The following is a 24003-nucleotide window of genomic DNA, read 5'->3' on the forward strand; positions in this document are numbered from 1 at the left end:
AAGACCCGGGAACAACCAGTGGTTACTAGCATGGCTTCGACCCGAACGAAGGAGCAAGTCATGACCGAGTCCGTCGCCGACGCGATCGCACGCGCGGGAAGCGCCGTCGAACTCCTGCGCAACTCGCAGGCACGCCCGACGATCTTCCCGGTGACGCCCGAGTTCTCGAACTGGCGCACCGAGCAGCGCGCCTGGCGCGACACCGTCGCCCTGCTCGACCAGTCCCACCACATGACGGATCTGTTCATCTCGGGACCCGACGCGCTCAGGCTGCTCTCCGACACCGGGGTCAACAGCTTCGCCGACTTCGGCGTCGACTGTGCGAAGCAGTTCGTCGCGGTCAACCACGAGGGCTACCTCATCGGCGACGCGATCCTGTTCCACCTGGAGGAGGATGTGTTCGACCTCGTCGGCTGGTTCATGGTGCTCGACTGGGTGCAGTACATCGGCGAGACCGGCGACTACGACGTGACGTTCGAGCGCGACGCGAACTCGCTCATGCGCGAACCGGGCATCCCGCCGAAGCTCTACCGCTACGAGCTCCAGGGACCGAATGCCCTCGCGCTCATGGAGAAGGCCACCGGCGCCCCCGTGCCGACGACGAAGTTCTTCCACATGACGACGTTCGAGATCGATGGCCTCACGGTGCGGTCGCTGCGGCACGGCATGGCCGGGCAGCCAGGATTCGAGCTGTTCGGGCCGTGGGCCGACGGTGAGCGGGTGCGCGACGCGCTCATCCGCGCGGGAGAGGGGCTCGACCTCGTGCTCGTCGGAGCGAAGGCCTACTCGTCGGCGAACCTCGAGTCGGCGTGGGTGCCGTCCCCTCTGCCGGCGATCTTCTCGGGCAAGGGAACGGCGGATTACCTCGCGTGGCTCCCCGCGAACCGCGCCGGCTCGCTCGCGGGCAGCTTCGTGTCGGACGACATCGAGGACTACTACCTCACTCCGTACGACCTCGGGTACGGACGCAGCGTCGCCTTCGATCACGACTTCATCGGGCGCGAGGCGCTCGAGCGCCACGCGCGGGGGCCTCGGCGTACGAAGGTCACGCTCGTGTGGAACCCCGAGGACGTCGCCGCGGTCCAGCGCTCGATGTACGAGCCCGGGCTGCCCGCCAAGTACCTCGACTTCCCGAAATCCCGGTATGGCACGTACCAGGTCGACCGCGTACTCGCGGACGGCGTCGACGCCGGCATCTCGCACGATGTCGGCTACATCACCGGAGAGCAGGTGTTCGTGTCGCTCGCGAGCGTCGACGCCGCGCACGCCGGGCCCGGGACCGAGGTCGTCGTGGTGTGGGGCGAGGAGCCGAACACGAGCAAGCCCGCCGTCGAGGCGCACCGCCAGGTCGAGGTGCGCGCGACGGTCGCACCGGCGCCGTACTCGTCGTTCGCACGGGAGAACTACCGGAAGAACTGACTCAACGGGTTGTGGCGGGGTGACCCTCGCGGAGGGAGTGACGGACGCGGCGGAGATACTCCGCGAACGCCGCTCCCTCCTCATCGGTGAATTCCTTGAGGATGAGGTGCTCGAGCTCGTCGACCCCCGGCCGAGCCTTCGCGATCGCGGCGGCACCCTTGTCGGTGAGGTAGAGCAGCAGGCGACGCGCGTGCTCGGGGTCGCGCTCGCGGCGCACGAGCCCGGCTTCGAGCATCGGATCCATGGTCTGCGCCATCGTCTGCGCGCGCACGAACGAGCGACGGGCGAGCTCGGAGCTCGTGATGCCGGGGCGGCGTTCGAGCACCGTGAGCGCGGTGTACTGGGCGGTGGTCATGCCGGCCGCCGCGCAGGCCGCGTCGATGTACGGGCGGAGCGCGAGCTCGACCTGCTTGACGACATACGTGAAGTTCGTGTGTTCCATACCGACCCCTCCCCCAGGCCCGATCAGGCTAACGCCCGTCACGATCGGACCGCATGCGTACGCGCTCTCATCCAGCGAGTGTACGCATAGCGGTCATTTCGTCGCAATGCGTGCAGACGGGCGTCCTCCGGTGTTAGCCTTCCGCTGTGCTTGAAGCAACCGATCTCCAGGAACGCATCTTCGCCGGCGGGGAGTACGTCCATACCTCCTCGACCCAGGTTCTCACCGTCGAGAACCCCTTCGACCGGTCCATCGTCGGCCACGCGCCCGACAGCTCGCCCGAGGACGTCGACCGCGCCGTCACCGCGGCGCGCGAGGCGTTCGACAGCGGCTCCTGGTCCGAACTGAGCCCTGCCGACCGCGCCGACTGGATCGATCGCCTCGCCGACGAGATCGAGGCGCGCGGCGCGACCACGGCTCCCCTCGTCACCGACGAGATCGGCCAGCCGATCACCGTCGCGCGCGGCATGAACGCCATCCGCCCCGTGCAGCACCTGCGCTACTACGCGAAGATCGCGCGCGGGCTCTCGGTGGAGCAGGAGCGCAAGAACGTCGACCGCGAGGGCAGCTCGCTCCACCTGCGCCGCCCGCTCGGCGTCGCTGCCCTCATCGTGCCGTGGAACCACCCGCAGTCCTCGACGACGCTCAAGCTCGGCCCCGCCCTCGCGGCCGGCTGCACGGTCGTCATCAAGCCGGCCGCCGAGTCCCCGCTCGACATCTTCACCCTCGCCGAGGCGAGCCGCGCGATCGGCCTTCCTCCCGGCGTCATCAACATCGTCACGGGCGGCCGCGAGACCGGTCAGGCGCTCGTCGCGCACCCCGGGGTCGACAAGGTCGCCTTCACCGGCTCGACCGCCGCGGGCCGTCACATCGCGTCGGTCGCGGGGCAGCGCCTGATCCCCGCCACGCTCGAGCTCGGCGGCAAGTCCGCGGGCATCCTCCTCGACGATGCCGACCTCGACGATGTCATGGCGAGCCTGCGCTACGCGTCCTTCGGCAACACGGGCCAGAACTGCGTCGCGCTGAGCCGCATTCTCGCCCCCGCGCACCGCTACGACGAGGTCGTCGACGCACTCGTCGCCCTCGCGCGCGACCTGCGGGTCGGAGACCCGAAGGACGACACGACCGAGGTCGGGCCGCTCGTCTCCGCGACCGCGCACGCGCGAGTCACGGGCATGCTCGACCGCGCGCAGGCCGAGGGCGCCACGATCCTCGCGGGCGACACGCCGACTCCCTCGGAGGGTTACTTCTTCGCGCCGCGCGTGATCGTCGACGCCGCCGTCGACAGCGACATCGCGCAGAACGAGATCTTCGGACCCGCGATCAGCGTGCACCGGTACACGGATGTCGACGACGCCGTGCGCATCGCGAATGCGACGACCTACGGCCTCGGCGGCGCGGTCTTCAGCGCAGACGCGGATGCCGCACAGACGGTCGCCCGCCGCGTGCAGACCGGCTCGATCGGCATCAATGGCTACCGCCCCGACCTCGGCTCGCCGTTCGGCGGCGTCAAGGCGTCCGGGCTCGGCCGCGAGTTCGGCCCCGAAGCGGTCGAGAACTACCGCGAGAGCACGTCGATCTTCCGCTGAGCGAGGAGCGGGGCATCCGCCTCGACATCACCGCATTGAGTTACAGGTAGCCTGATACTGAGCGCTGTCGCTCAGTCGCTTGGTCCGAAGGAGGAGCAATGCCCATCACGTCCCGCGCCGCGATCGTCCGCGAAGCCCCGGGAGAGTTCGAGATCGCCGAAGTCGAGGTCGGCGACCCGCGCCAGAACGAGATCCGAGTGCGGATGGTCGCCGCGGGAATGTGCCACTCGGACTACCACATGATGACCGGCGACAGCGTCGCGGGCCACCTGCCGATGGTGTGCGGGCACGAGGGAACCGGCATCGTCGAGTCGGTCGGCCCGAACACCCCCGGGTGGGAGGTCGGCGACGCCGTCGTCTTCACGTGGATCCCGAGCTGCGGCAAGTGCCGGTGGTGCACGACCGGCATGACGAACCTGTGCGACCGCGGCCGGTACCTGCTCGCCGGGCACCGCTTCGACGACGAGGAGAGCTACCGCTTCGCCCTCCCCGACGGCACCGAGGTCGGGCAGATGTGCCAGGTCGGCTCGTTCTCGGAGTACACGCTCGTGTCGGTCGACTCGGCGATCAAGCTGCCGAGCGACGCCGACCTCGACAAGTTTTGGCTGCTCGGATGCGGTGTCGGCACCGGCTGGGGCAGCGCCGTCTACGCCGCCGAGACCCAGCCCGGCGACGTCGTCATCGTGATGGGGATCGGCGGCATCGGAATCAACGCCGTGCAGGGCGCGCACCACGCGGGCGCGGTCGCGGTCATCGCGGTCGACCCGGTCGAGTTCAAGCGCGAGTCGGCGCTCCGCCTCGGAGCGACCCACGCGTTCGCGACCATGGACGAGGCGGCCGACTTCGCGCGGTCCATCACGAACTGGCAGGGCGCCGACCGCGCCATCGTCGCGGTGGGCGTCGTCGAGGGCGAGCACGTCGCGCAGGCCGTGTCCGCCATCCGCAAGGGGGGCGTCGCGGTCATCACGGGCATCGCGCCCGACCGCGAGACGAGCATCCCGATCAGCCCGCTCGAGCTCACGCGCTACCAGAAGCGCATCCAAGGGACGATCTACGGCCACGCGAACCCGCGCGCCGACGTCCCCCGGCAGCTGCAGATGTACCAGGCGGGACAGCTCAAGCTCGACGAGCTCATCACGAAGATGTACACGCTCGACGAGATCAACCAGGGCTACCTCGACATGGTCGAGGGACGCAACATCCGTGGCGGCATCCGGTTCTGACGGGTCGTCCTCGACAGGCTCCGGCCGCCCGGATCACCGACTCGGGCGGCCGGTTCCATCCTGCGGAAGGTGCGTTGGCATCCACCGCGTATTTCAGGTAGCCTGACATTCGAGCGGAGACGCTCCCCGAGCGCGGCGCGCCATGCCGCGCGACGCAAAGCAGCGAGTGAGGTGTGATGGCCCAGAACGTCGTGTCCGCGACCGTCGATGAGCTGCCCGAGCTGGAAGGGCGGACATTCGGTCCCTCCGGCTGGCGGCCGATCACGCAGGAGGAGGTGAACCTCTACGCCCAGCTGTCCGGTGACGACAATCCGATCCACATCGATGAGGAGTTCGCCGCGTCCACGCCCTTCGGCACGCGCATCGCGCACGGACTGCTCACGCTGAGCCTCGTCGTGCGCCACATGCGCCAGATCTTCCAGATCACGGGCGCGAGCATGGGCATCAACTACGGCATCAACAAGGTGCGCTTCCCCGCGCCCGTGCCGTCCGGGTCCAACGTCCGCGTCCACGGTCGCGTCGCGAGCGTCACCGACGTCGGCGGCGGCTGGCAGATCGAGGTCCCCGTCACGTTCGAGATCGAAGGCGTCGAGAAGCCTGCGTGCGTGGCCGAGCTCGTGCTGAGGTATTACCGATGAGCGCTCCCGACGGCATCCGCCTCGACGGCAAAGTCGCCATCGTCACCGGCGCCGGCCGCAGCCTCGGCCGCGCCTACGCGCTCGCCCTCGCCGACGCGGGAGCCGCCGTCGTCGTCAACGACGTCGATGCCCAGACCGCGTCGCAGACCGTCGCCGACATCGAGGCGGCGGGCGGCCGCGCCACTGCCGTCGTCGCCCCCGTGGGCCCGACCGAGACGGCCGACGCGCTCGTGTCCGCTGCGGTCGAGACGTTCGGCCGCCTCGACATCCTCGTCGCGAACGCCGGCGTGCTGCGCGACCGCGTTCTCTGGAAGATGGGCGACGACGACTTCGACATCGTCATCGAGACGCACCTGCGAGGCTCGTTCACGACCGGCCGCGCCGCCGCGACCTACATGCGCGAGAACGAGATCCCCGGGCGCATCATCCTCATCGGATCCCCCGCCGGACAGTTCGGCAGCTTCGGCCAGACGAACTACGCCACCGCGAAGGCGGGCCTCGTCGCGATGGCGCGCACGTGGTCGCTCGAGCTCGCGCGCGCGGGCATCACCGCGAACACCGTCATCCCGACGGCCCTGTCCCCCATGACCGCGACGATCCCCGCGTACACCGAGGTGTACGAGGACTACGTCGCGGGCAAGGGCATCCCGACCGAGTACCGCCGCGACCACGCACTCGGCACGCCGGAGGACGTCGCGTCGCTCATCGTGTGGCTGGCCTCGGATGCCTCGGCCGGCGTCACCGGCCAGGCCCTCGGCATCGGCGGCGACCGCCTGACGCTCTACGCGCACCCCGACGTGCTGCGTACGATGAACCAGGACGGCGGCTGGTCGCCCGCGCAGATCGACGAGGCCTGGCGCGCCGAGCTCGCCGCCGACGCGCAGCGCTCCGGACCTCGGAAGGGCTGACATGCGCGCGCACTACGCCGACATCTGGCAGGCGATCGCGCGCGCCCTGCCCGACCGGACCGCGATCCTCGCGATCGACGGCGAGGAGTGGACCTACGAGCGATTCGCCCGCGAGGCGGGCTCGCTCGCCGCGACGCTCTCGGCGCACGGCGTGCGAGCCGGCGACCGCGTGGCGATGCTGCTCTACAACCGCCCCGAGTTCCTCCTCACGCAGTTCGCGTGCCTCGCCGCCGGGTTCACGCCCGTGCCGCTGAACTTCCGTCTGCGGGCGGGAGAGGTCGCTGCGCTGCTCGACGACTCCGGTGCCGCCGCACTCGTGTACCCGACGTCGCTCACGGCGGTCGTCGTCGATGCCGAGGAACGCGCCGGCCACGACGTGCTCCTCATCTCGGTCCGAGACGACGCCACAGCCGAGGCTCCCGGCATCGCGTGGAAGGACGCGGTCGCAGGCGACGCGCCGCTGCCGCCCGCGGCGATCGACGGCACCGAGCTGTGGATCTACACCGGCGGCACCACCGGGCGGCCGAAGGCCGTGCGGTGGGACGAACAGGACATGTTCGAGGTCCAGATGTTCGCGACCTACTCGCTCAGCGGGCTCGAGTGGCCTCAGACGACGAGCGACGCGGCCCAGATCGCGAGCGATCCCGCGACGCCGCACATGGTCAACCTGCCGCTCGCGCCGTTCATGCACGGCACGGCGCTGACCACGTCGATGAACACCCTGACGCTCGGCGGCACGGTGCTCGTGACCTCGTCGGCGCGCCTCGACGCCGACGCGGCGCTGCGGTTCGCGAACGACGCGCGCGCGACGCGCATCATCGTCGCCGGCGACGCCATCGCAGTCCCCCTCGTCGATGCGGCCGAGCGCTTGCGCCTCGGACTCCCGACGGTGACGTCGATCATGAGCTCGGGCATGCGCTTCAGCCCCGAGACCAAGCGCGGACTCCACCGGCTCGGAGCCCTGTCGATCCACGACCTGCTCGCCTCGACCGAGGGCGGCGGGTTCGCCGTCACGACCACGACCGGCGAGCACGACCTGCCCGGGCGTCCGAAGCTGTTCCCCACCGCGGTCGTCCTCGACGAGCAGCGCAACGAGATCCAGGACCGCCCCGGCGCGCTCGGAGTACTCGCCCAGCGCGGCGCGCTCCCCCTCGGCTACTACGGCGACCAGGAGAAGACGGATGCCACGTTCCCCGTCATCGACGGTGTGCGCCACGTCATCCCCGGCGACTGGGTGCGCGTGGAGGACGACCGGCACATCGAGTTCCTCGGCCGCGGCAGCGGTGTGATCAACACGGGCGGCGAGAAGGTGTACCCGCTCGAGGTCGAGGAGGCCCTGCTGTCGCATCCGGCCGTCGCCGACGCCGTCGTGCTCGGCACCCCCGACCCGCGCTTCGGCGAGGTCGTGACCGCTGTCGTCGAACGCGCGGCGGACGTCACGCCGGACGAGCTGATCGCGCACGTGGACGGTCAGCTCGCCGGCTACAAGAAGCCGCGGCGCATCGTGTTCCGCTCGTCGATGGACCGCTCGCCGACCGGGAAGGTCGACATCGGCAGGCTGCGCGACGAGATCCTCGCCGCGAACGCATCGGGAGGCACCGCATGACCCTCGACGGCATCCGTGCGATCGACACGCACGTCCACATCCAGGTCGACGACAGCGGCCACTTCGGCGCGTCGCAGGAGCAGCGCGACGCGATGGACCGGTACTTCGGCAGCGGCGAGCCGCCGCGCACGATCGACCAGACCGCCGAGTACTACCGCGAGCGCGAGCTCATGGCGGTCGTGTTCACGGTCGACGCGACGACGAACTCCGGCCACCGCCCGAACAGCATCGACGACATCGCGGCAGGCGCCGCGCGCAACGCCGACACGCTCATCGCGTTCGGCTCGGTCGACCCGCTCCAGGGCGAGGCCGCGATCGACGAGCTGCGACGCCAGGCGGGCGAGCTCGGCGTGAAGGGCTTCAAGTTCCACCCCACGGTGCAGGGCTTCGACCCGTCGGCGCCGGAGTTCATCCCGCTGTTCTCGGCGATCGAGGAGCTCGACCTGCCGATCGTCGTGCACACGGGGCAGACCGGCGTCGGCGCCGGCGTGCCGGGCGGGCTCGGCCTGCGACTCGGGCTGTCGAACCCGATGCTGCTGGACGACGTGGCTGCGCGGCATCCGGGTCTTCGCATCATCCTCGCCCACCCGAGCGTGCCGTGGCAGGACGAGGCGATCTCGATCGCGACCCACAAGGCGAACGTGTGGATCGACCTGTCGGGGTGGTCGCCGAAGTACTTCAGCCCCGCCCTCGTGCGCGCGACGCGGACGTACCTGAAGCACAAGATGCTGTTCGGGTCGGACTTCCCCGCGATCACGCCGGACCGCTGGCTGCGCGACTTCGCGGCGCTCGAGCTGCCCGAGGATGTGGAGCGCCTCGTGCTCAAGGACAATGCTGTGAAGCTGCTCGGACTCGACGGAGGGAGCACGGCATGACCGGACTCGACTACCCGGGCGACGTCCTCGGCTTCGCGAACGATCTGACGGATGCGGAGCGGGCGAAGCTCTCGCAGCTGCGCGCATACCTCGACGAGAACGTGCGGCCGGTGCTCGTCGAGCGGTGGGAGCGCGGCGAGTCGCTCGCGGACTTCCGCAAGCCCCTCGCGGGCCTGCATCTGCTCGACGACCCGTCCGTGCTGCAGGCCGACGGATCGCTCAGGCCGCTGTACCGCGGGTTCGTGACGCTCGAGCTGTGCCGGCTCGACCTCGCGATGTCGATCACGTACGGCGGCCAGGTGGGCATGTTCCGCACGCTCGTGCACGCGGGCGGCAGTCCCGAGCAGATCGCGGCGTGGGACCCGGGCATCCTCGATTTCACCTTCACCGGATGCTTCGCCCTGAACGAGCCCGACCACGGATCCGACGTCGCCGGAGGCATGGCGACCACGGCGCGCCGCGACGGCGACCGCTGGATCCTCAACGGGGCGAAGCGCTGGATCGGCAACGCGACCATCTCCGACAACCTGTGCATCATCGCGCGCGAGGAGGGCGGCGAGCGCGTGCTCGCGTTCGTGGTGCCGTCCGACTCCCCCGGCGTGACGCGGAGTGTGATCGCGCACAAGGCCGCCGCGCGCATGGTGCACAACGCCGACATCGCGCTCCAGGACGTCGTCGTGCCCGAAGAGCGTCGCCTGCCGCGCATCGAGGGCTTCGCCGACATCAACCGGGCATTCCGCAAGCTGCGCGCCGACATCGCGTGGAGCGCGGCGGGCATGCAGCTCGGCGCGTATGCGGCGGCGATCGACTACGCGCAGCGGCGCGAGCAGTTCGGGCGCCCGATCGCGGGGTTCCAGCTCATCCAGCAGAAGCTCGTGCAGATGGTCGCGAACATCGCGCAGACGCTCGCCCTCGCGGTGCGCACGGCGGAGCATCCGATCGCCGACGATGTCTCTCCGAGCCTCGTCAAGCTCATCGCGGCCGACCGGCTGCGCGAGACCGTCGCGCTCGCGCGCGAGACGATGGGCGGCAACGGCATCCTGCTCACGGGCGACGCGGTGCGCTTCTTCGCGGATGCCGAGGCGATGTACACGTTCGAGGGCACGCGCGAGATGAACACCCTCATCGTCGGCCGGGCGCTGACGGGCCGGAGCGCCTTCACCCGCTGAGTCCGGCGGCCCGGGGCGAGCCTCCCTCGCGGGAGTCGATCTCTCAGAGGAGGTGCTGCGTGGCCCGTCGGTACTGCACGGGCACGCCGACCAGATTCTCGGCTCCGAGCTCTCGCTCGGCTCGGCGTGCCCAGTAGGCGTCCTGGAGAATCGCCCGACCGATGAAGACGAGGTCCGCGTTTCCGGATCGAAGGGCCTCGCACGCCTCGGACGTCGTTCTGACCCGCCCGACGGCGCTCGTGGCGATCCGCGCGCGACGGCGAACCTCTCCGGCCATGCCGAGGTGGTACAGGGGCTCCTCCGGGATGGCCTCGCCCGGGAGGATGCCGGAGCTCGTGCCGTCGATGAGATCGACGCCCTCGTCTCGCATCCAGGAAGCGACCTGGACGGTCTCATCGAGGCTGATGCCCCCCGGCAGCCAGTCGATCATCGAAAGCCTGATGAACAGGGGCAGGTCGTCGGGCCACGCCTGCCTCATCGCTCTCGCGACGGCGAGGGGAAGCCGGGCGCGATTCTCGAGTGACCCGCCGTACCGATCCGTCCGGCGATTGGCCAGAGGAGAGAGGAACTGGTGCATGAGGTACCCATGTGCGAAGTGCCCCTCGAGCACGCGATATCCGGCCTCGTGAGCACGCCGCGCGGCCACGCTGAAGTCGGAGACGATCCCTTCGATATCCGATGTCGTCATGGCCGTGGGCAGGTGCCAGTCGGGCTTGAACGGCTCCGCCGACGGCGCGAGCACCTGCCCCCACGCCTCGCGCGGCAGAGGTCGATTGCCTTCCCACGGCCGCGTCCTCCCGCCCTTTCGACCCGCGTGCGCGATCTGGATGCCGGGGACGGCGCCGTGGGCGGCGACCGCGGCGGTCAGCCGCCGGTGCCCGTCGACGTGCTCGTCCGACCAGATGCCGAGATCCCCCGGCGTGATGCGTCCATCGGCGGACACCGCCGTCGCCTCGGTGAACACGAGACCCGTGCCGCCTGCGGCACGGCTCCCGAGGTGCACCACGTGCCAGTCCGTCGGACGCCCGTCGCCTCCGCTCGTGTACATGCACATCGGCGACATCACGATGCGATTGGGGATGGTCAGCCCGCGAATCGTGAACGCCGAGAACAGTGTCTCGGCCCCGCCCGCGGAAGTGCTCACCGCGGGCGCGAGAGTCGAGTGCCGAACGAGAAGTCGGCCACGTCCTGCGGCCCCCAGGCGAGCGGGCGTCGATACGAGACGTCTCGCGCGTCCCATTCGCCTCGCGCGTAGGTCGCCAGCGTCCCCTTGGCGTCGGCGCCCTCCTTCGCCTCCGCTGTCCAGTCGACCGTCACCACGCGTTCGACGATGCCCCAGCGGCCGCCGCGGCGCTCGAGCCGATCGACGTAGCGCCCTCCGCTGATGTCGACGATCGGCTCCGTCCGTCGCCAGAGGACGAACAGCACGTACGACTCCGAGTGGGCCACGTCTCCGTCGATCTCGACGGTCGTGTTGCAGATGAAGTGCTGGTGTCCTCGGGTGTGCGTCGCATGCAGGTCGTTGCCCCACGCGGAGAGCTCCGAGGGCCGGCGAGCCGCACCGCCGTGGTGGTCGATGCCGTCCTCGTGGAACGCGCTCTCGATCAGCGCTGAGTCGTGCCGGTCGATGCCCCGGGCGTAGCGCATCACGCACTTCTCGATGGCGCGCTCGTCCAAGAGCTGCTGGATGTCTGCGTCGGAGATTGACATTCGTCGTCCTGTCTCGCGGGGGCGAGGGCTCGTCGTCCCGTCGCCGGTCGGTGAGCGTCGCTGCGCACTCCACGTCGGTCGAGTTTCAGTGTGCCTGAATATGAATGGACCGTCAACACTCGACGGACTCTCCGGGAAAGCGTGTCTTGACACGACTCGGCGGTGCGGCATATTGTGACGAATTATCAGGCAACCTGATAAACGCCCGGTAACCCTCACCCGACGGACGGCCCGTTCTCCGGCCATCGGACACGAGGGGTGCAACGGCGATCGGCTGCCCGATCGAGCCGGCCGCCCGCCGGAGCGAACAGAGGCATCGATGGAGATTCCGATGGAGACAATGTCGACACGTACGGCACGAACCCTGCTTTTCACGCTGGCTGTCGGTGCGACCGCCGCCCTCTCCCTGGCGGGCTGCGCGAGCACCGGCGGTGGATCACCCTCGGCCGCTCCTTCGGCACCTGCGGGAGGCGACTCCGCCGGCGTCGAGTTCAACCAGGAGATCCACGATCTGCTCCCCGCCGACATACGGTCGGCCGGCACCATCCAGCTCGGCGTCACCATCGGCGACCCGCCGTACATGGACAAGGTCGACGGCGAGTACGTCGGCCTGATCCCCGATCTGGCCGATGCGGTCGGCACCGTGATGGGCGTCGACTTCGAGTACGTCGAGATGCCGTTCCCCGGACTCATTCCCGCGCTCCAGTCCGAGCGGATCCAGGCGGTCTGGACCTCGATGTTCGACAACGCGGACCGCGAACAGGTCATCGACATGGCGTCGTACGCACGGGCCAGCATGGGGATCATCGTCCAGAAGGGCAACCCGAAGGGAATCGAGGACCTCGACGACCTGTGCGGCACCGTCGCCGGGACGACCAAGGGCACGGTGCAGGAAGCCACGCTGGTGGAGCAGCAGAAGAAGTGCCAGGACGAAGGCGAGCCCGAGCTCACGCTGAAGCTGTACGCGACGCAGAACGATGCCTACACGCAGGCGCAGGCGGGGGTTCTGGACTCGGTGATGCTGACGTACACGCCGATGAACTACCAGGCGGGACTCATCGAGGACGGAAACGCCTTCGACATCATCGACTGGACGAGCCCGGCCGGATACCTCGCCGTCGGCGCCTCGAATCTGCAGGACGGCCTGGCCGAGTCGATCAACGCGGCATTGCTGCAACTCGCCGAGAGCGGCGACTACCAGCGGATCATGACCGAGCACGGCGCCGACGCCGACATCCTCGACGTGGATCTGCTCGTGGTCAACGGACGCACTTCGGGTGTGCTGGAGTAGGCGCCGATGACAGACCTCGCGACTCGCGACGAAGCGAACCGGCTGGGTGCCGGTCCCGGCGAGCCGGCCTTCGTGCCGCTGAAGTCCGTGCCGATCCGGCACTGGGGGCAGCTGATCGTCGCGACGATCCTGATCCTCCTGGTGATCGCGTTCATCGTCGCCCTCGCCCGCAACGAGAGGCTCGATTGGAGCGTCTTCTGGGAGAACCTGACCGCGGCCGACGTGCTGCACGGCCTTCTCGTCACCATCGAGCTCACGGTGGTCAGCATGGTCGGCGGCATCGTGCTCGGCATCCTTCTCGCGGTCGCGAGGCTGTCGTCGAATCGCGTGCTGCAGGCGCTGAGCGCCTCCTATGTGTGGTTCTTCCGCGGCGTTCCGCTCCTGGTCCAGATCCTGGTGTGGGGCAACTTCGCGCTGCTGTTCCCCCGCCTGGGCATCGGCATCCCGTTCACGGACGTGATGTTCGTCTCGGTGAACACGAACGCTGTGCTGACGACGTTCGCCGCATCGTGCATCGCACTGGGTCTGCACGAGGCGGCCTATATGGCGGAGGTGGTCCGCGGCGGGATCATCGGAGTCGATGCGGGCCAGCGCGAGGCCGCCTCGGCCCTCGGCATGGGCGGCGGGCAGACGATGCGCCGCATCGTGCTCCCTCAGGCGATGCGGATCATCCTGCCCCCGACGGGCAACCAGCTCATCACCCTGTTCAAGTCCAGCTCGCTGGTCACCGTCATCGCCGGGCAGGATCTGATGACGGTCGTGACAGGCATCGGCGCGACGACGTACCGGGTGATGGAGGCGCTGTTCGTGGGCACGTTCTGGTATCTCGTGATCGTCTCGGTGCTGATGGTCGGGCAGCGGTTCCTCGAGAAGCGCGCGGCGAGGGGTCACGAACGATGAGCGCGAACGCACCGGTCGCGGGGGCAGCCCGGCCGATGGTGGACATCACGGGTCTGCACAAGCTGTACGGGAAGAACCATGTCCTGCGCGGCATCGATCTGCAGGTGAATGCGGGCGAGGTCACGTGCATCATCGGGCCGTCGGGTTCAGGGAAGTCCACCCTGCTCCGATGCGTGAATCGGCTGGAGGCCCCCGATGCGGGCCGGGTCTACGTCGACGGTGTTCTGATGGGGTATCGGGAGCGGGACGGGAAGCTGTACGACCTGCGTCCGGCCGAGGTGGCGCGTCAGCGCAGGCCGATCGGAATGGTGTTCCAGCGGTTCAACCTGTTCCAGAACAAGACCGCGATCGAGAACATCATCGAGGCGCCGATGCGCGTGGCCGGCGAGCCGAAGGACGTCGCGCGGCGTCGCGCGGTCGAGCTGCTCGAGCGTGTCGGCCTCATGGAGCACTGCGATCACTACCCCGTCCAGCTGTCCGGCGGCCAGCAGCAGCGCGTCGCCATCGCGCGTGCACTCGCCATGCAGCCGAAGCTCATGCTGTTCGACGAGCCGACCTCCGCGCTCGATCCCGAACTCGTCGGAGAGGTCCTGGACGTGATGCGCGGGCTCGCCGACTCCGGCATGACGATGATGGTCGTGACCCACGAGATCGGCTTCGCCCGCGAAGTCGGCGACCACGTCGTCTTCATGGCCGACGGGCAGGTCGTCGAACGCGGTGACGCTCGTGAGCTCCTTCGCAACCCGCGGAACTCGCGAACGAAGCAGTTCCTCGACGCTGTCCTGGCATAGTGATGCCGGGTTCCCCGACGCCGGCTCCGACGACCGGCCGCGAGCGTCGGGATCCGGACGAGCGCGACGGCGAGCGCCATCTTTTCGCAGACTGTCTCCGCCGGTCCCGCAACGCGATGCACCGCGCCGGCACTCGCGCCGGGTGTGGCCGACAAGCGTCATCTCGGCCGAGGACGCATTGAGCGCCTCTCAGGAGTCGGCGCTGCCGCCCTCGGCGACGATGCGCTCGAACCATGCGAGCGTCGCGCGGGTCATGTCGTCGGGCACGGCGAGCGCCGCGAGCTCTTCGAGGGCGTCGCGCACCTCGATCTCGCGCCGCACGGCGTGGCGGTAGGTGCCGTCGATGAGCCGCTCGACGAGGTCGCGTCCGCCTGGGCCGAGCTCGTGCGCGAGCTGGTCGCGCATCCAGTCCTCGGCTCCGGCCGCGCGCGCGGCGCCGACGCTCTCGAGGATGAGCGTCGCGAGCCCCTTCATGAAGACCGTCCGCAGCAGCTTCAGTCGCGCCGCCTCCCCCGCCTCTCCCGCCACCACCTCGACCGGGACCCCCAGGGGCGTCACGCGCTCCGCGAAGCGCCGTGCACCGTCGCCGCTCGCGAGGAGGCGGGTTCGGTGGCCTGCTCGCGGCACGGGCGCGAGCACCGCGACATCCGCCATCGGCACGCGCCGCTTGCCGGCGATCGCCGCGATGCGACGCTTCACGTCGGGTGCCGCCGTGTTGAGGTCGGCGAACACGGTCTGGGCGCCGGCCGTCACGAGCGCGTCGCGCGCGACCTCCTCGGCGGCCGGAGCGCCGACGAGGCTCAGCACGACGTCGGCGCCGTCGACGGCCTCGGCGACGGATGCCACCTGAGCGACCCCCGCGCCGGCGAGGTCGAGCGATGGGTCGTACCCGCGGATCACCGCACCCGCGTCGCGCAGCCCCGTCGCGTACAGTCGTCCGGCCTCGCCGAGGCCCAGGATCGCGATCGTCGTCATGCCGAAGCTCACCCTAGCCGCCCCGCGGGGCGCCGGATCCGTCGACGCCGTGCTCGAGCACGTACTCGAGCGAGCGCAGCGACGTGCTGACGAGAGGACGGATGCGCCCCTCCGTCGGACCCCCGTCGGGAAGGTATGCCCGCTCGAGATCGCGCGTGATTCCCGCCGCCGCCGTGGCCAGCAGCTCCACGATCGGCTGGATCGGTGCGTCGTCGTTCGCGACCACGACGCCCATCGCCGCGTACACGACACCGTGGGGCCCCATGACCGGCACCGCGATCCCCCGCGACTCCTCGTAGATGTGCCCCGACGCGACGGCGAAGCCGTCGGCGCGCACGTGGCGCAGTCTCTCGCGCAGCTCACGGCCGTCTCGGATCGTGTGCGCCGTGTGGCGGGGCCATCCCGCGGAGACCACCTCGTCGACGAGCGCGGGATCCGCGTGCGCGAGCAGCACGAGGCCGCTGCTCGAGACGGGCAGCGGGATTCTCCCGCCGATGAGCGTCGCGTTGACGACGGCGTCGCGCGTCGACATCCGCTCGATGAACAGCACATCCCGCCCGCTCAGAACCCCGAGCTGCGCGTGCTGGCGCACGCGGGAGTGCACCGCGCCGAGCCACGGGCGGGCGAGCTCGCGCAGCCCGAGCGCGCCCGGCGTGCGCGACGCGTACTCCCACAGGCGCACCCCGAGGCGGTACGTCCGATCGGGCGCTCGTTCGAGCAGTCCCTCGCGTTCGAGCTCGCGCACGAGGCGGTGCGCGGTCGAGATCGCGAGGCCCGCCGCATCCGCGATCTCTGTCAGCGTGCGGAACGGATGCAGCGCGTCGAACGCGTCGAGCACGCGCAGGTGCTTGTGCAGCACCGACTCGCCCGCCGATCCGCGCGCCATCGCGACCTCCCGGCGCGATCGTACCCCGGGTTCCGATGAACGGAACCCGGGGCGACCGCTGTGCGAGAGGGGCGGGGGCCGGTCGAAGCCGGTCCCCGCCGCATCCGGCTGCGGATCAGCTCGCGTCTGCGAGCGCCTGGATCGCCTTGACGACGTTGGCGTCGCTGGGCAGACCCGACTTGCGGATCGCGTTGTCCAGCTGCGTCTTCACAGCGCTCGACGACGCCTTGCCGTCGAGCTGCTCGGCCTTGTCGACGTGCTTGAGCACCTCGCTGAGGGCCTTGCCCGTGAGGTCGCCGTCGCGCTCCGCGATGTCGATGTGCCGGCGGACCACCTCGTAGCTCGGTCCGGGCAGCACGTCGAACAGCGTCACTGCGATGGCGCGGTTCTCGGCCTGGCGCTGAGCGGTGACGGGGTTCGTGCTGGCCTCGACGCCGAAGAGGTGCCAGTTCGTCGGGTCCATCGCCCACGACACCTGGTTGAGGTGCGTGTACGAGGCGTCGCTCGTGCCGAAGAGGAACCCCTCACCGCCCGCGAACGGGCCGCCCTTGCCGAGACCGGCCGGCAGTCCCTGCGCGGTCGAGATCGGTGTGCCCTTCGTCCACTGCGACACCCAGTACAGGTACTCGGTGAGCCCGTCCCAGTCGGAGTCCGAGATCGTCACCTCGAATGCGCCCTGCGTGCCCGTTACCGTGTACCAGTCGAGCGGAAGGCCCGCCCAGTTCGCGGCGCGGTTCGAGTCCTGCTGGCGCAGGAACACGTCGAGCGCGGCCTCCGCCTCGACCGCCGTGGTGACCGTCGAGACGTCGACGAGCGCGGGGCGGTAGGACTTGTTCTCGTTGAGCGTGAGCTCGAGCGAGGTCTCCATCATGTCGAGCAGCGTGCGCTTGACCGACGCCGGCGTGAGCCCGAGCTCGTACGTGTAGTCGTCGCCCTTCTGCGCGAGGACCGCGGCGCTCAGGAACTGCCACTCGGCGAGCGCGGTCGGGTTGTTGCGGCCGCTCGTGATGCCCGTCTCGTTCGCGTAGACGCCGTCGCGGATCTTCTGGCGCGTCTCGTTGTACATCCACTCGGCCAGGTGGTCGGCTCGGAACGAGTCGATGATCGGGGCGCTCGAGAACGTCGCGAACACGTCGTCGCCCACCGCCGGGTCATCCGCGTAGCCGCCGCCGTTCACGCTGAGGCCGAGCGCGCCGATCTCGGCGAGCGAGTCGAAGTAGTCCGAGCTGTTGCCGCTCGATGCGACCGCGGTCGTGAGACCGCCGCCGCCGCTCATGCCGTGGATGATGACGCGCTCCGGGTCGCCCGGCAGGCCGCCGTAGACCTGGTTGTACTTGAGGAAGCGGATCGCGGCCTTGGTGTCGGTCATCGTCGCGGGCGAGTGACCCTGGTACTCGCCGTTCACCGGAGCGTCGTTCATGCTCCGCGCGCCGTACGAGACGAGGATCATGCCGCGGTCGAGGATCTCGCCGAGCACCGCGGGGTTGTTGTTGCCGCCGCCCATCACGGTGTTGAAGGCGAGGTTGCCCGTGTTGTACGAGCCGCCGTTCACGATCGTGGCCGCGAAGTTGTTCGACGCCCAGCCGCCGTTGTTCGTGCGGAAGAACGTGGGGCTGTCATCGCGCACGTTCTCGGGCACGTAGATGCTGATCTTCTGCTTCGGGCTGTTCGGCGTCGCCGAGTACCAGCCCCAGTAGTGCGTCACGCCGAACGGCTGACCGTCGAGCGTGACCGTGATCTCGCGCATGCCGGTGTCGGACGACGACGTCACACCGCCGTTCGCGGTCTCGACGAACGTGCCGCCCTGGTAGGTGGTGACGTCCCACCAGCCCGTGGCGGGCTGGACGTCGGCGGGGTCGGACGACCCGGCCTCGGCGAGGATGCCGTCCATCCACTCGTACGCCTCGGCGGTGCTCACGTTCTCCGAGTGAGGCAGGTTCATCACGAGCGTGAAGTTGAAGTTATCGATCTTGCCCGCGGCCTTGAGCCTCTCGAGGTTCGCGTACAGGATCGCCTCCGGCGCGAGCGTGACGCCGTCGTCAGGCACTCCGTTGCGCACGTACCAGTAGTCCGCGGGGTCGGCCCCCGTGGTGTCGGTGCCCCGAGCCACGTCGGCCAGGTACACGTTCGGAGTCGCCATCTTGCCCTGCTGCTGCAGCTCCGCGAACGTGTCGGATGCGGCGTACTCGTACCACGCGTCCAGCACGTGGGGCTTCAGGAACACGTTCTCCTCGGGCTCCGTCGCAGCGCTCGCGGTCGTCGCCGTCGAGGCGACAAGGGCCGCCGTCGCGACGGCAGCGGCCGCATACCTCATCTTTCGCATGGATGCTCCTCATCGAGTCATGTCGACGACCTGGGGGTGATCGTCATCCATGCCGACTCAAGGTAGGCCGACAGATCGATGCGTGTGCGCACTGTTCCCATCAAGCGAGAGCGGCCCGGGGCGTGCTCCCACGCCCCGGGCCGGGCGATGGCCTCAGGCCGTCGCGTACTCCTTCGCGCGGTACACCGTACGTGCGAACTCGTGGTAGGGCGCCGGCGCGACGGTCGCGCGGATCCGGACCTGCCGGTGGTTCGTGTCGACGGCCGCCTTCTTCGAGATCGGGTCCTCACCCCAGACCACCTCGACCTCGGCGCCATCGGGGACGACGACGTCGATCGTCGCGAGCGACATGTACAACTGGTCGTACGCGATGTATCCGGCATCCGTCGAGATGCCGACGCGCTCTCCGTCCTTCAGGACTTCGTCCATCTGGTACAGGCCGTAGCGGGCCTTGGGGAAGTCGAGGAACTTCGCGGGCGTGCCCGGCTCGAGCTGGGAGCGGACGACGGATGCCACGTCCTCCGAGTTCCACAGCAGCGTGACCTTGCGGCGGCGCTGGTTCCCGGCGTGCTTCTCGAGCGCCTCGCGACCGTGGAAGTCGTGGTCGAAGCGCACAGACTTGCCCAGGCCCAGGTCGTACGGGGTCATGTAGAAGTCGTGGATGTCGGTCGAGTACAGCGATCCGCCGATCGAACCGGCCCGAGCGGCGGGCAGCCACTCGCGGTACTCCGCGAAATCGTCGTCGAAGATCGCGGGGAACGGCGTCGGCACCCAGCCGGACTCGAGCGGGGTCGCGGAGTACGCCTTCGCGCCCACGCGACGGATGCCGTGCTCGGCATCGGCCTCCATGATCGCCGCGAGGACGGCCTCGTTGTCCTCCCACGGACCGTAGAACTCGAATCCGGGCTGGCCCGCCATGCCGTGGCGGAGCGCCCTGACCGGGCGGCCGGCGATCTCGACGTCGCCGATATGGAAGAACTTGATGTCGGGCGCGGGGCCCCCGAACACCTTCTCCATCACGTCGTTCGCGTGCGGGCCCTGCAGCTCGTACCGGTAGAACGTGGGCGGGCCCTGCCGCATGTGCGAGTTCGCCTCGAGGCGGTGGTGCACGTCCTTGCCGGCGGCCTCGGCTTTCTCGGCGTTGAACCGCACCCAGTCGATGAGCAGGTGGTGCCCGATGAGGACGAGCCCCTCTGGGCCCTCGGAGTTGTAGAACAGGATCCCGTCCCCGATGAGGTACCCGTCCTTGTTGACAGAGATGAGCTGCTTGGCGACGCCCGGACGGAACGTCGCGAACGTGTTCGGCGAGATGCTCGAGAGCATCGCGATGAGGTCCGCGCCGTGCAGGAACAGCTGGGTCATGTGGTGCGACTGGTCCATGAGCGCGACCGTCGTGTTCCACGCGCGCTGCTCGTCGCGCCAGTTCGTGAACTCGGGCGCGACCGGGAACGTGAACGCGGGCCAGTCCTGGTTCCGCAGCAGCTCCACGGGGCTGCCGACGCGGGCGATCGCCTGAGCGAGTGACTCGGTAGTCATCGTCGACCTTCCTTTCGATGTCGCCAGCAGGTTAGGCACGCATCGCCCCGATCCCACCAACAACTTCCGTTGAACAGAATCGGATGCCCGCATCCGTCGCCACCCGCGCAACGATCGTTCTCTGTCACGATTGGGTGACAGTCGCCCGAAGTCGATCCAAAATCGTTGACAATCCTGGGCGAAGAACATACTTTTCGATTGTCGCGGGGAGCACATCGACGTGCCATGAGACCCTGGTCTCGATTCCTCGCATCGGCACAACGGAGCGACGAGTAGGAAGGCAGGCGATGGCCGCACGTCTGACCCTGCGCGACGTCAATCTGCACTTCGGCGGAGTCAAAGTGCTGGAAGACGTCGGCTTCGAGGTCGAGCCCGGGCTGGTGTTCGGGCTCGTCGGGCCCAACGGGGCCGGCAAGACCTCGCTTTTCAACTGCATCAGCGGGCATTACCGGCCGAGCTCCGGTTCGATCAGGATCGACGACACCGAGGTGCTCGGGTCGCGTCCGGCGACCCTCGCCCGCCATGGCCTGGCTCGCACGTTCCAGCACCCCGCGCTCCAGCTCCGCGAGACCGTGCTCGAGAACGTCATGCTTGGCGCGCACAAGCGACTGCCAGGCGGTCCCGTCGAGTGGTCTCTGCGGCTGCCCCGCATGACCCGCACCGAGAAGGAGCTGCGCGCCGAGGCCCTGGAGCTGCTCGAGCGCCACGGGCTCCTGTGGGCCGCGAACCTGCACGCCGACGAGCTGTCGCACGGCCTGCACAAGGGCATCGAGCTGTGCCGTGCGCTGCTCATGCGCCCGAAGCTCCTCCTGCTCGACGAGCCGGCCGCGGGTCTGCCCCACTCCGAGGTCGAGCAGCTCATCGAGACTGTCAAGCGCCTGCGCGCCGAGGACGACGTCACGATCGTGATCGTCGAGCACCACATGGGCCTCATCGCCGCCCTCACCGACCGCGTCGTCGTGCTCGACCACGGCCGCAAGCTCATGGAGGGCACGGCCGCCGAGGCGCAGTCCGATCCCCGCGTGATCGAGGCCTACATCGGGAAGGACGCGGCCGATGACGCTGCTTGAGCTGAAGGGGGTCACCGCGTCGTACGGCCGGGTCCAGGTGCTCGAGGGCATCTCGCTCACCGTGCCCGACGGCGGCGCGGTCGGGATCCTCGGAGCCAACGGCGCCGGCAAGACGACGACGCTGCGCGCGATCAGCGGCATGGTGCGCACGGGCGGCACGATCACGTTCGAGGGCCGCAGCATCCGCGGATTCTCGCCCGAGCGCGTCGCCGCGCTCGGCATCGCACACGTCCCCGAGGGCCGTGGAACGCTCGGCGGCCTCACCGTGCGCGAGAACCTGCGCGTGGGCGCGTACCTGCGCAAGGACCGCAAGCAGGTCGCGGCCGACATGGACTACTGCCTCGAGATCTTCCCGCAGCTGAAGAACCGCATCCGCTCCGCCGGCGCCGCGCTGTCGGGCGGCGAGCAGCAGATGCTCGCGATCGCCCGCGCGTTCATGGCCAAACCCCGGCTGCTGCTGCTCGACGAGGCCTCGCTCGGCCTCGCCCCCAGCACCGCGAAGGCGGTGTACGAGGCCATCCGGCGTCTTCGCCTCGAATCGGGCATCGCGATGCTCATCGTCGAGCAGAACGCGAACCTCGCCTTCACCCTCGTCGACTCGGCGACCGTCCTCGAGACCGGTCGCAACGCGCTGACGGGGACCACCGCCGAGCTCAAGGGCATGGACGAGATCCGTCGTGCCTACCTGGGAGGCTGACGTTGGGGACCTTCATCCAGCTCGTCGTCGACGGCCTGTCGACCGGCTCGATCTACGCGGCTCTCGCGCTCGCGATCGTGCTCGTCAACCAGTCGACCGGACTCATCAACTTCGCACAGGGCGGCCTGGCTGTGCTGTCCGCGTACATCGCGTACGTGTTCGTGCAGTGGAACGTGCCGCTCATCGTCGCGATCCTCATCGCGGTGGGGATCTCGTTCGTGATCGGCGGCATCATCGAGCGCCTCCTCATCCGGCGGTTCGAAGGCGGAGACCCCGACACCGCGGTCGTCGTCACGATCGGCCTGCTGACGCTCGTGACGGGGATCTGCGCGTTCATCTGGGGCTACAACAACCGCCAGTTCCCGTCGCTGTTCCCGCTCGGGGGCATCAACATCCTCGGCGCAACCGTCAGCCTCCGCTCGCTCGGCACCTTCCTCTCGATCGTCGTGATCATGCTCCTGCTGCAGGCGCTGTTCCTCGGCACGAAGCTCGGCCTTGCACTGCGCGCCGTCTCGATCAACCCGCGGTCCTCGGCGCTGTCGGGCCTCCCGGTCGGCCGTCTTCTCATGGTCGGGTGGGGCTTGGCGGCCGCGCTCGGCGCGATCGCCGGCTCGCTCGTGGCGCCGCAGCTGACTCTGACCCCCGGGATGATGGACACCGCGCTCGTGTACGCACTGGCGGCGGTCATCATCGGCGGTCTCAACAGCCCCATCGGCGCCGTCGTCGCCGCGTGGGCCATCGGCGTCCTCGAGAACCTCGCCGCGGTATACGTGCCGTTCATCGGCTACGACCTGAAGATCGCGGTGCCTTTCATCCTCATCTTCGTGATCCTGATCCTGCGACCGCAGGGTCTGTTCGGACGGAAAGTCGTGGTGCGAGTCTGATGGCCGCTGTGTCCGACCTCCTGCGCAACCGCTGGGTTCGCCTCGGCATCCTGCTCGTCGTGGCGGTGCTCCTGCTGCTCGCGCCGCTCATGCTGCCGGTGTTCTGGAACCAGACGCTCACGCGCGTCGGCGTCTACGCCGTCGCCGTGCTCGGCCTGAACATCATCATGGGGTACACCGGCCAGGTGTCGCTTGGCCAGATCTTCTTCGTCGGGCTCGGCGCGTACGTCACCGCGTGGGGTGTCAACAACGACTGGAACATCGTCCTCGTCTTCATCGCCGCGTTCGCCGTCGCGGGTCTCGCCGGCCTCCTCGTGGCGCTGGCCGCCGCGCGACTCGGCGGGCTCGCCATCGCGATGGTCACGATCGCGCTGCCCATCGTCGGCGTGCCCCTCGCGAAGCGCCTCGTCGACTTCACGGGCGGCTCGCAGGGGACATCCGCCCGGTTCTCCAGCGCACCCGACTGGACGGGCCTCGACAACGACCAGTGGCAGTTCTACATCGTCCTGGTCATCGCGGTCATCGCGTTCGTCCTCGCACGCAACCTCGTGCGCGGCAAGTTCGGCCGCGCGATGGCGATCGTCAAGGAGAACGAGGCCGTCGCGACGTCGATGGGCATCTCGCCGTACCGCTACAAGGTGCTCGCCTTCACGATCGCGTCGATCTTCGGCGGCGTCGCGGGCTTCCTCTACATGGTCGCCGTGCAGTACACCTCGCCCGAGACTCTCCACTTCGGGCACTCGATCAGCCTCCTCGCCGCCATGGTCATCGGCGGCGCGGCGAGCATCGTCGGATCGCTGCTCGGCGGGTTCTACTACGTGCTCGTCCCGCAGCTGACGAACGCCATCGACCCGAACCTCACCGCGATCATCCAGGGCATCATCCTGCTCGCGGTGCTGTTCGTGCTGCCCGGTGGCCTGGTGAGCCTGCCCCGCGTCTTCCGCCGTTTCCGGCGGCACCGCGAGGGCACCTTCACCGGTGCGATCCCCAAGACCACTCCGGACTCCGCTCCCCCTGTGGAAGCGGCGCCGGAGGGACCCGAGAAGACAGAGAGGCAAGGTCAGGCATGAA

22 protein-coding genes are annotated in these 24003 nt (G+C 69.2%); 15 read left to right on the forward strand and 7 right to left on the reverse strand.

All coding sequences use genetic code 11. The features are described from left to right. Positions 1-60 precede the first annotated feature (60 nt). Entirely contained in the window at positions 61-1419 is a 1359-nt protein-coding gene (locus BJ991_RS15730) for an aminomethyl transferase family protein (protein WP_218852956.1), read from the forward strand. Position 1420: 1 nt separating this feature from the next. On the opposite strand, the gene BJ991_RS15735 is transcribed toward BJ991_RS15730, so the two are convergent. Next, entirely contained in the window at positions 1421-1861 is a 441-nt protein-coding gene (locus BJ991_RS15735) for a MarR family winged helix-turn-helix transcriptional regulator (protein ID WP_179491532.1), read from the reverse strand. Between the two features lie 146 nt (positions 1862-2007). Between BJ991_RS15735 and BJ991_RS15740 the strand changes: the two genes are divergently transcribed. The 7 genes from BJ991_RS15740 to BJ991_RS15770 all read left to right on the forward strand — a co-directional run bounded on the left by BJ991_RS15740 (position 2008) and on the right by BJ991_RS15770 (position 9869). Beyond that, positions 2008-3450: an aldehyde dehydrogenase family protein gene (locus BJ991_RS15740; protein WP_218852957.1), complete on the forward strand. Its 1443-nt coding sequence runs from the start codon at positions 2008-2010 to the stop codon at positions 3448-3450. A gap of 98 nt (positions 3451-3548) precedes the next feature. Next, positions 3549-4673: an NDMA-dependent alcohol dehydrogenase gene (locus tag BJ991_RS15745; protein ID WP_218852958.1), complete on the forward strand. Its 1125-nt coding sequence runs from the start codon at positions 3549-3551 to the stop codon at positions 4671-4673. Positions 4674-4849: 176 nt separating this feature from the next. Continuing rightward, on the forward strand, positions 4850-5311 hold the full coding sequence (locus BJ991_RS15750) for a MaoC family dehydratase (protein WP_179491536.1): 462 nt from the start codon (positions 4850-4852) through the stop codon (positions 5309-5311). Beyond that, positions 5308-6219 carry an SDR family NAD(P)-dependent oxidoreductase gene (locus BJ991_RS15755; protein ID WP_218852959.1) on the forward strand — a complete coding sequence of 304 codons (912 nt, stop codon included), beginning with the start codon at positions 5308-5310 and terminating at the stop codon, positions 6217-6219. The genes BJ991_RS15750 and BJ991_RS15755 overlap by 4 nt, the downstream gene beginning before the upstream one ends. A 1-nt stretch (position 6220) precedes the next feature. Beyond that, on the forward strand, positions 6221-7825 hold the full coding sequence (locus BJ991_RS15760) for an AMP-binding protein (protein ID WP_179491538.1): 1605 nt from the start codon (positions 6221-6223) through the stop codon (positions 7823-7825). Then, positions 7822-8700, forward strand: coding sequence for an amidohydrolase family protein (locus tag BJ991_RS15765; protein WP_179491540.1), 879 nt, complete (start codon positions 7822-7824; stop codon positions 8698-8700). Before BJ991_RS15760 ends, BJ991_RS15765 begins: the two co-directional genes overlap by 4 nt. Next, positions 8697-9869 (forward strand): acyl-CoA dehydrogenase family protein, encoded by a 1173-nt coding sequence (locus tag BJ991_RS15770; RefSeq protein ID WP_179491542.1) that lies wholly within the window; start codon positions 8697-8699, stop codon positions 9867-9869. The genes BJ991_RS15765 and BJ991_RS15770 overlap by 4 nt, the downstream gene beginning before the upstream one ends. Positions 9870-9912: 43 nt before the next feature. Here BJ991_RS15770 and BJ991_RS15775 read toward each other — a convergent pair whose 3' ends face one another. Continuing rightward, on the reverse strand, positions 9913-11013 hold the full coding sequence (locus BJ991_RS15775) for an oxidoreductase (RefSeq protein WP_218852960.1): 1101 nt from the start codon (positions 11011-11013) through the stop codon (positions 9913-9915). Continuing rightward, complete coding sequence (locus BJ991_RS15780) at positions 11010-11579, reverse strand: nuclear transport factor 2 family protein (protein WP_179491546.1); 570 nt, start codon at positions 11577-11579, stop codon at positions 11010-11012. The genes BJ991_RS15775 and BJ991_RS15780 overlap by 4 nt, the downstream gene beginning before the upstream one ends. A 340-nt stretch (positions 11580-11919) precedes the next feature. On the opposite strand from BJ991_RS15780, the gene BJ991_RS15785 reads away from it, so the two are divergent. The 3 genes from BJ991_RS15785 to BJ991_RS15795 are packed head-to-tail and all read left to right on the forward strand — an operon-like array spanning position 11920 to position 14561. Continuing rightward, entirely contained in the window at positions 11920-12870 is a 951-nt protein-coding gene (locus BJ991_RS15785) for a transporter substrate-binding domain-containing protein (RefSeq protein ID WP_179491548.1), read from the forward strand. 6 nt (positions 12871-12876) lie between these two features. Beyond that, positions 12877-13770, forward strand: coding sequence for an amino acid ABC transporter permease (locus tag BJ991_RS15790; protein WP_179491550.1), 894 nt, complete (start codon positions 12877-12879; stop codon positions 13768-13770). Further along, a complete protein-coding gene (locus BJ991_RS15795) occupies positions 13767-14561 on the forward strand; it encodes an amino acid ABC transporter ATP-binding protein (protein WP_281363932.1) in 795 nt (264 codons plus the stop codon). Before BJ991_RS15790 ends, BJ991_RS15795 begins: the two co-directional genes overlap by 4 nt. 189 nt (positions 14562-14750) lie before the next feature. Here the strand turns inward: BJ991_RS15795 and BJ991_RS15800 are convergent, their stop codons facing one another. The 4 genes from BJ991_RS15800 to BJ991_RS15815 all read right to left on the reverse strand — a co-directional run bounded on the left by BJ991_RS15800 (position 14751) and on the right by BJ991_RS15815 (position 20281). Then, positions 14751-15536 carry a DUF1932 domain-containing protein gene (locus BJ991_RS15800; protein ID WP_179491552.1) on the reverse strand — a complete coding sequence of 262 codons (786 nt, stop codon included), beginning with the start codon at positions 15534-15536 and terminating at the stop codon, positions 14751-14753. Positions 15537-15549: 13 nt separating this feature from the next. Beyond that, entirely contained in the window at positions 15550-16422 is an 873-nt protein-coding gene (locus BJ991_RS15805) for an IclR family transcriptional regulator (RefSeq protein WP_179491554.1), read from the reverse strand. 115 nt (positions 16423-16537) lie between these two features. Then, positions 16538-18745 carry a hypothetical protein gene (locus BJ991_RS15810; RefSeq protein WP_179491556.1) on the reverse strand — a complete coding sequence of 736 codons (2208 nt, stop codon included), beginning with the start codon at positions 18743-18745 and terminating at the stop codon, positions 16538-16540. Positions 18746-18898: 153 nt separating this feature from the next. Further along, positions 18899-20281 carry an aminomethyl transferase family protein gene (locus tag BJ991_RS15815; protein ID WP_179491558.1) on the reverse strand — a complete coding sequence of 461 codons (1383 nt, stop codon included), beginning with the start codon at positions 20279-20281 and terminating at the stop codon, positions 18899-18901. 287 nt (positions 20282-20568) lie between these two features. Between BJ991_RS15815 and BJ991_RS15820 the strand changes: the two genes are divergently transcribed. From BJ991_RS15820 to BJ991_RS15835, 4 genes are read left to right on the forward strand one after another with little or no spacing between them, the layout of a single operon-like run. Continuing rightward, the gene (locus BJ991_RS15820) at positions 20569-21351 is read left to right on the forward strand and encodes an ABC transporter ATP-binding protein (protein WP_179491560.1); all 783 of its coding nucleotides are present in this window, start codon (positions 20569-20571) and stop codon (positions 21349-21351) included. Beyond that, the gene (locus BJ991_RS15825; protein WP_179491562.1) at positions 21338-22048 is read left to right on the forward strand and encodes an ABC transporter ATP-binding protein; all 711 of its coding nucleotides are present in this window, start codon (positions 21338-21340) and stop codon (positions 22046-22048) included. Before BJ991_RS15820 ends, BJ991_RS15825 begins: the two co-directional genes overlap by 14 nt. 2 nt (positions 22049-22050) lie before the next feature. Continuing rightward, positions 22051-22932 carry a branched-chain amino acid ABC transporter permease gene (locus BJ991_RS15830; RefSeq protein ID WP_179491564.1) on the forward strand — a complete coding sequence of 294 codons (882 nt, stop codon included), beginning with the start codon at positions 22051-22053 and terminating at the stop codon, positions 22930-22932. After that, positions 22932-24002, forward strand: coding sequence for a branched-chain amino acid ABC transporter permease (locus tag BJ991_RS15835; protein WP_179491566.1), 1071 nt, complete (start codon positions 22932-22934; stop codon positions 24000-24002). Before BJ991_RS15830 ends, BJ991_RS15835 begins: the two co-directional genes overlap by 1 nt. Position 24003 lies beyond the last annotated feature (1 nt).

The organism is Microbacterium immunditiarum (assembly GCF_013409785.1).
Classification (GTDB): domain Bacteria; phylum Actinomycetota; class Actinomycetes; order Actinomycetales; family Microbacteriaceae; genus Microbacterium; species Microbacterium immunditiarum.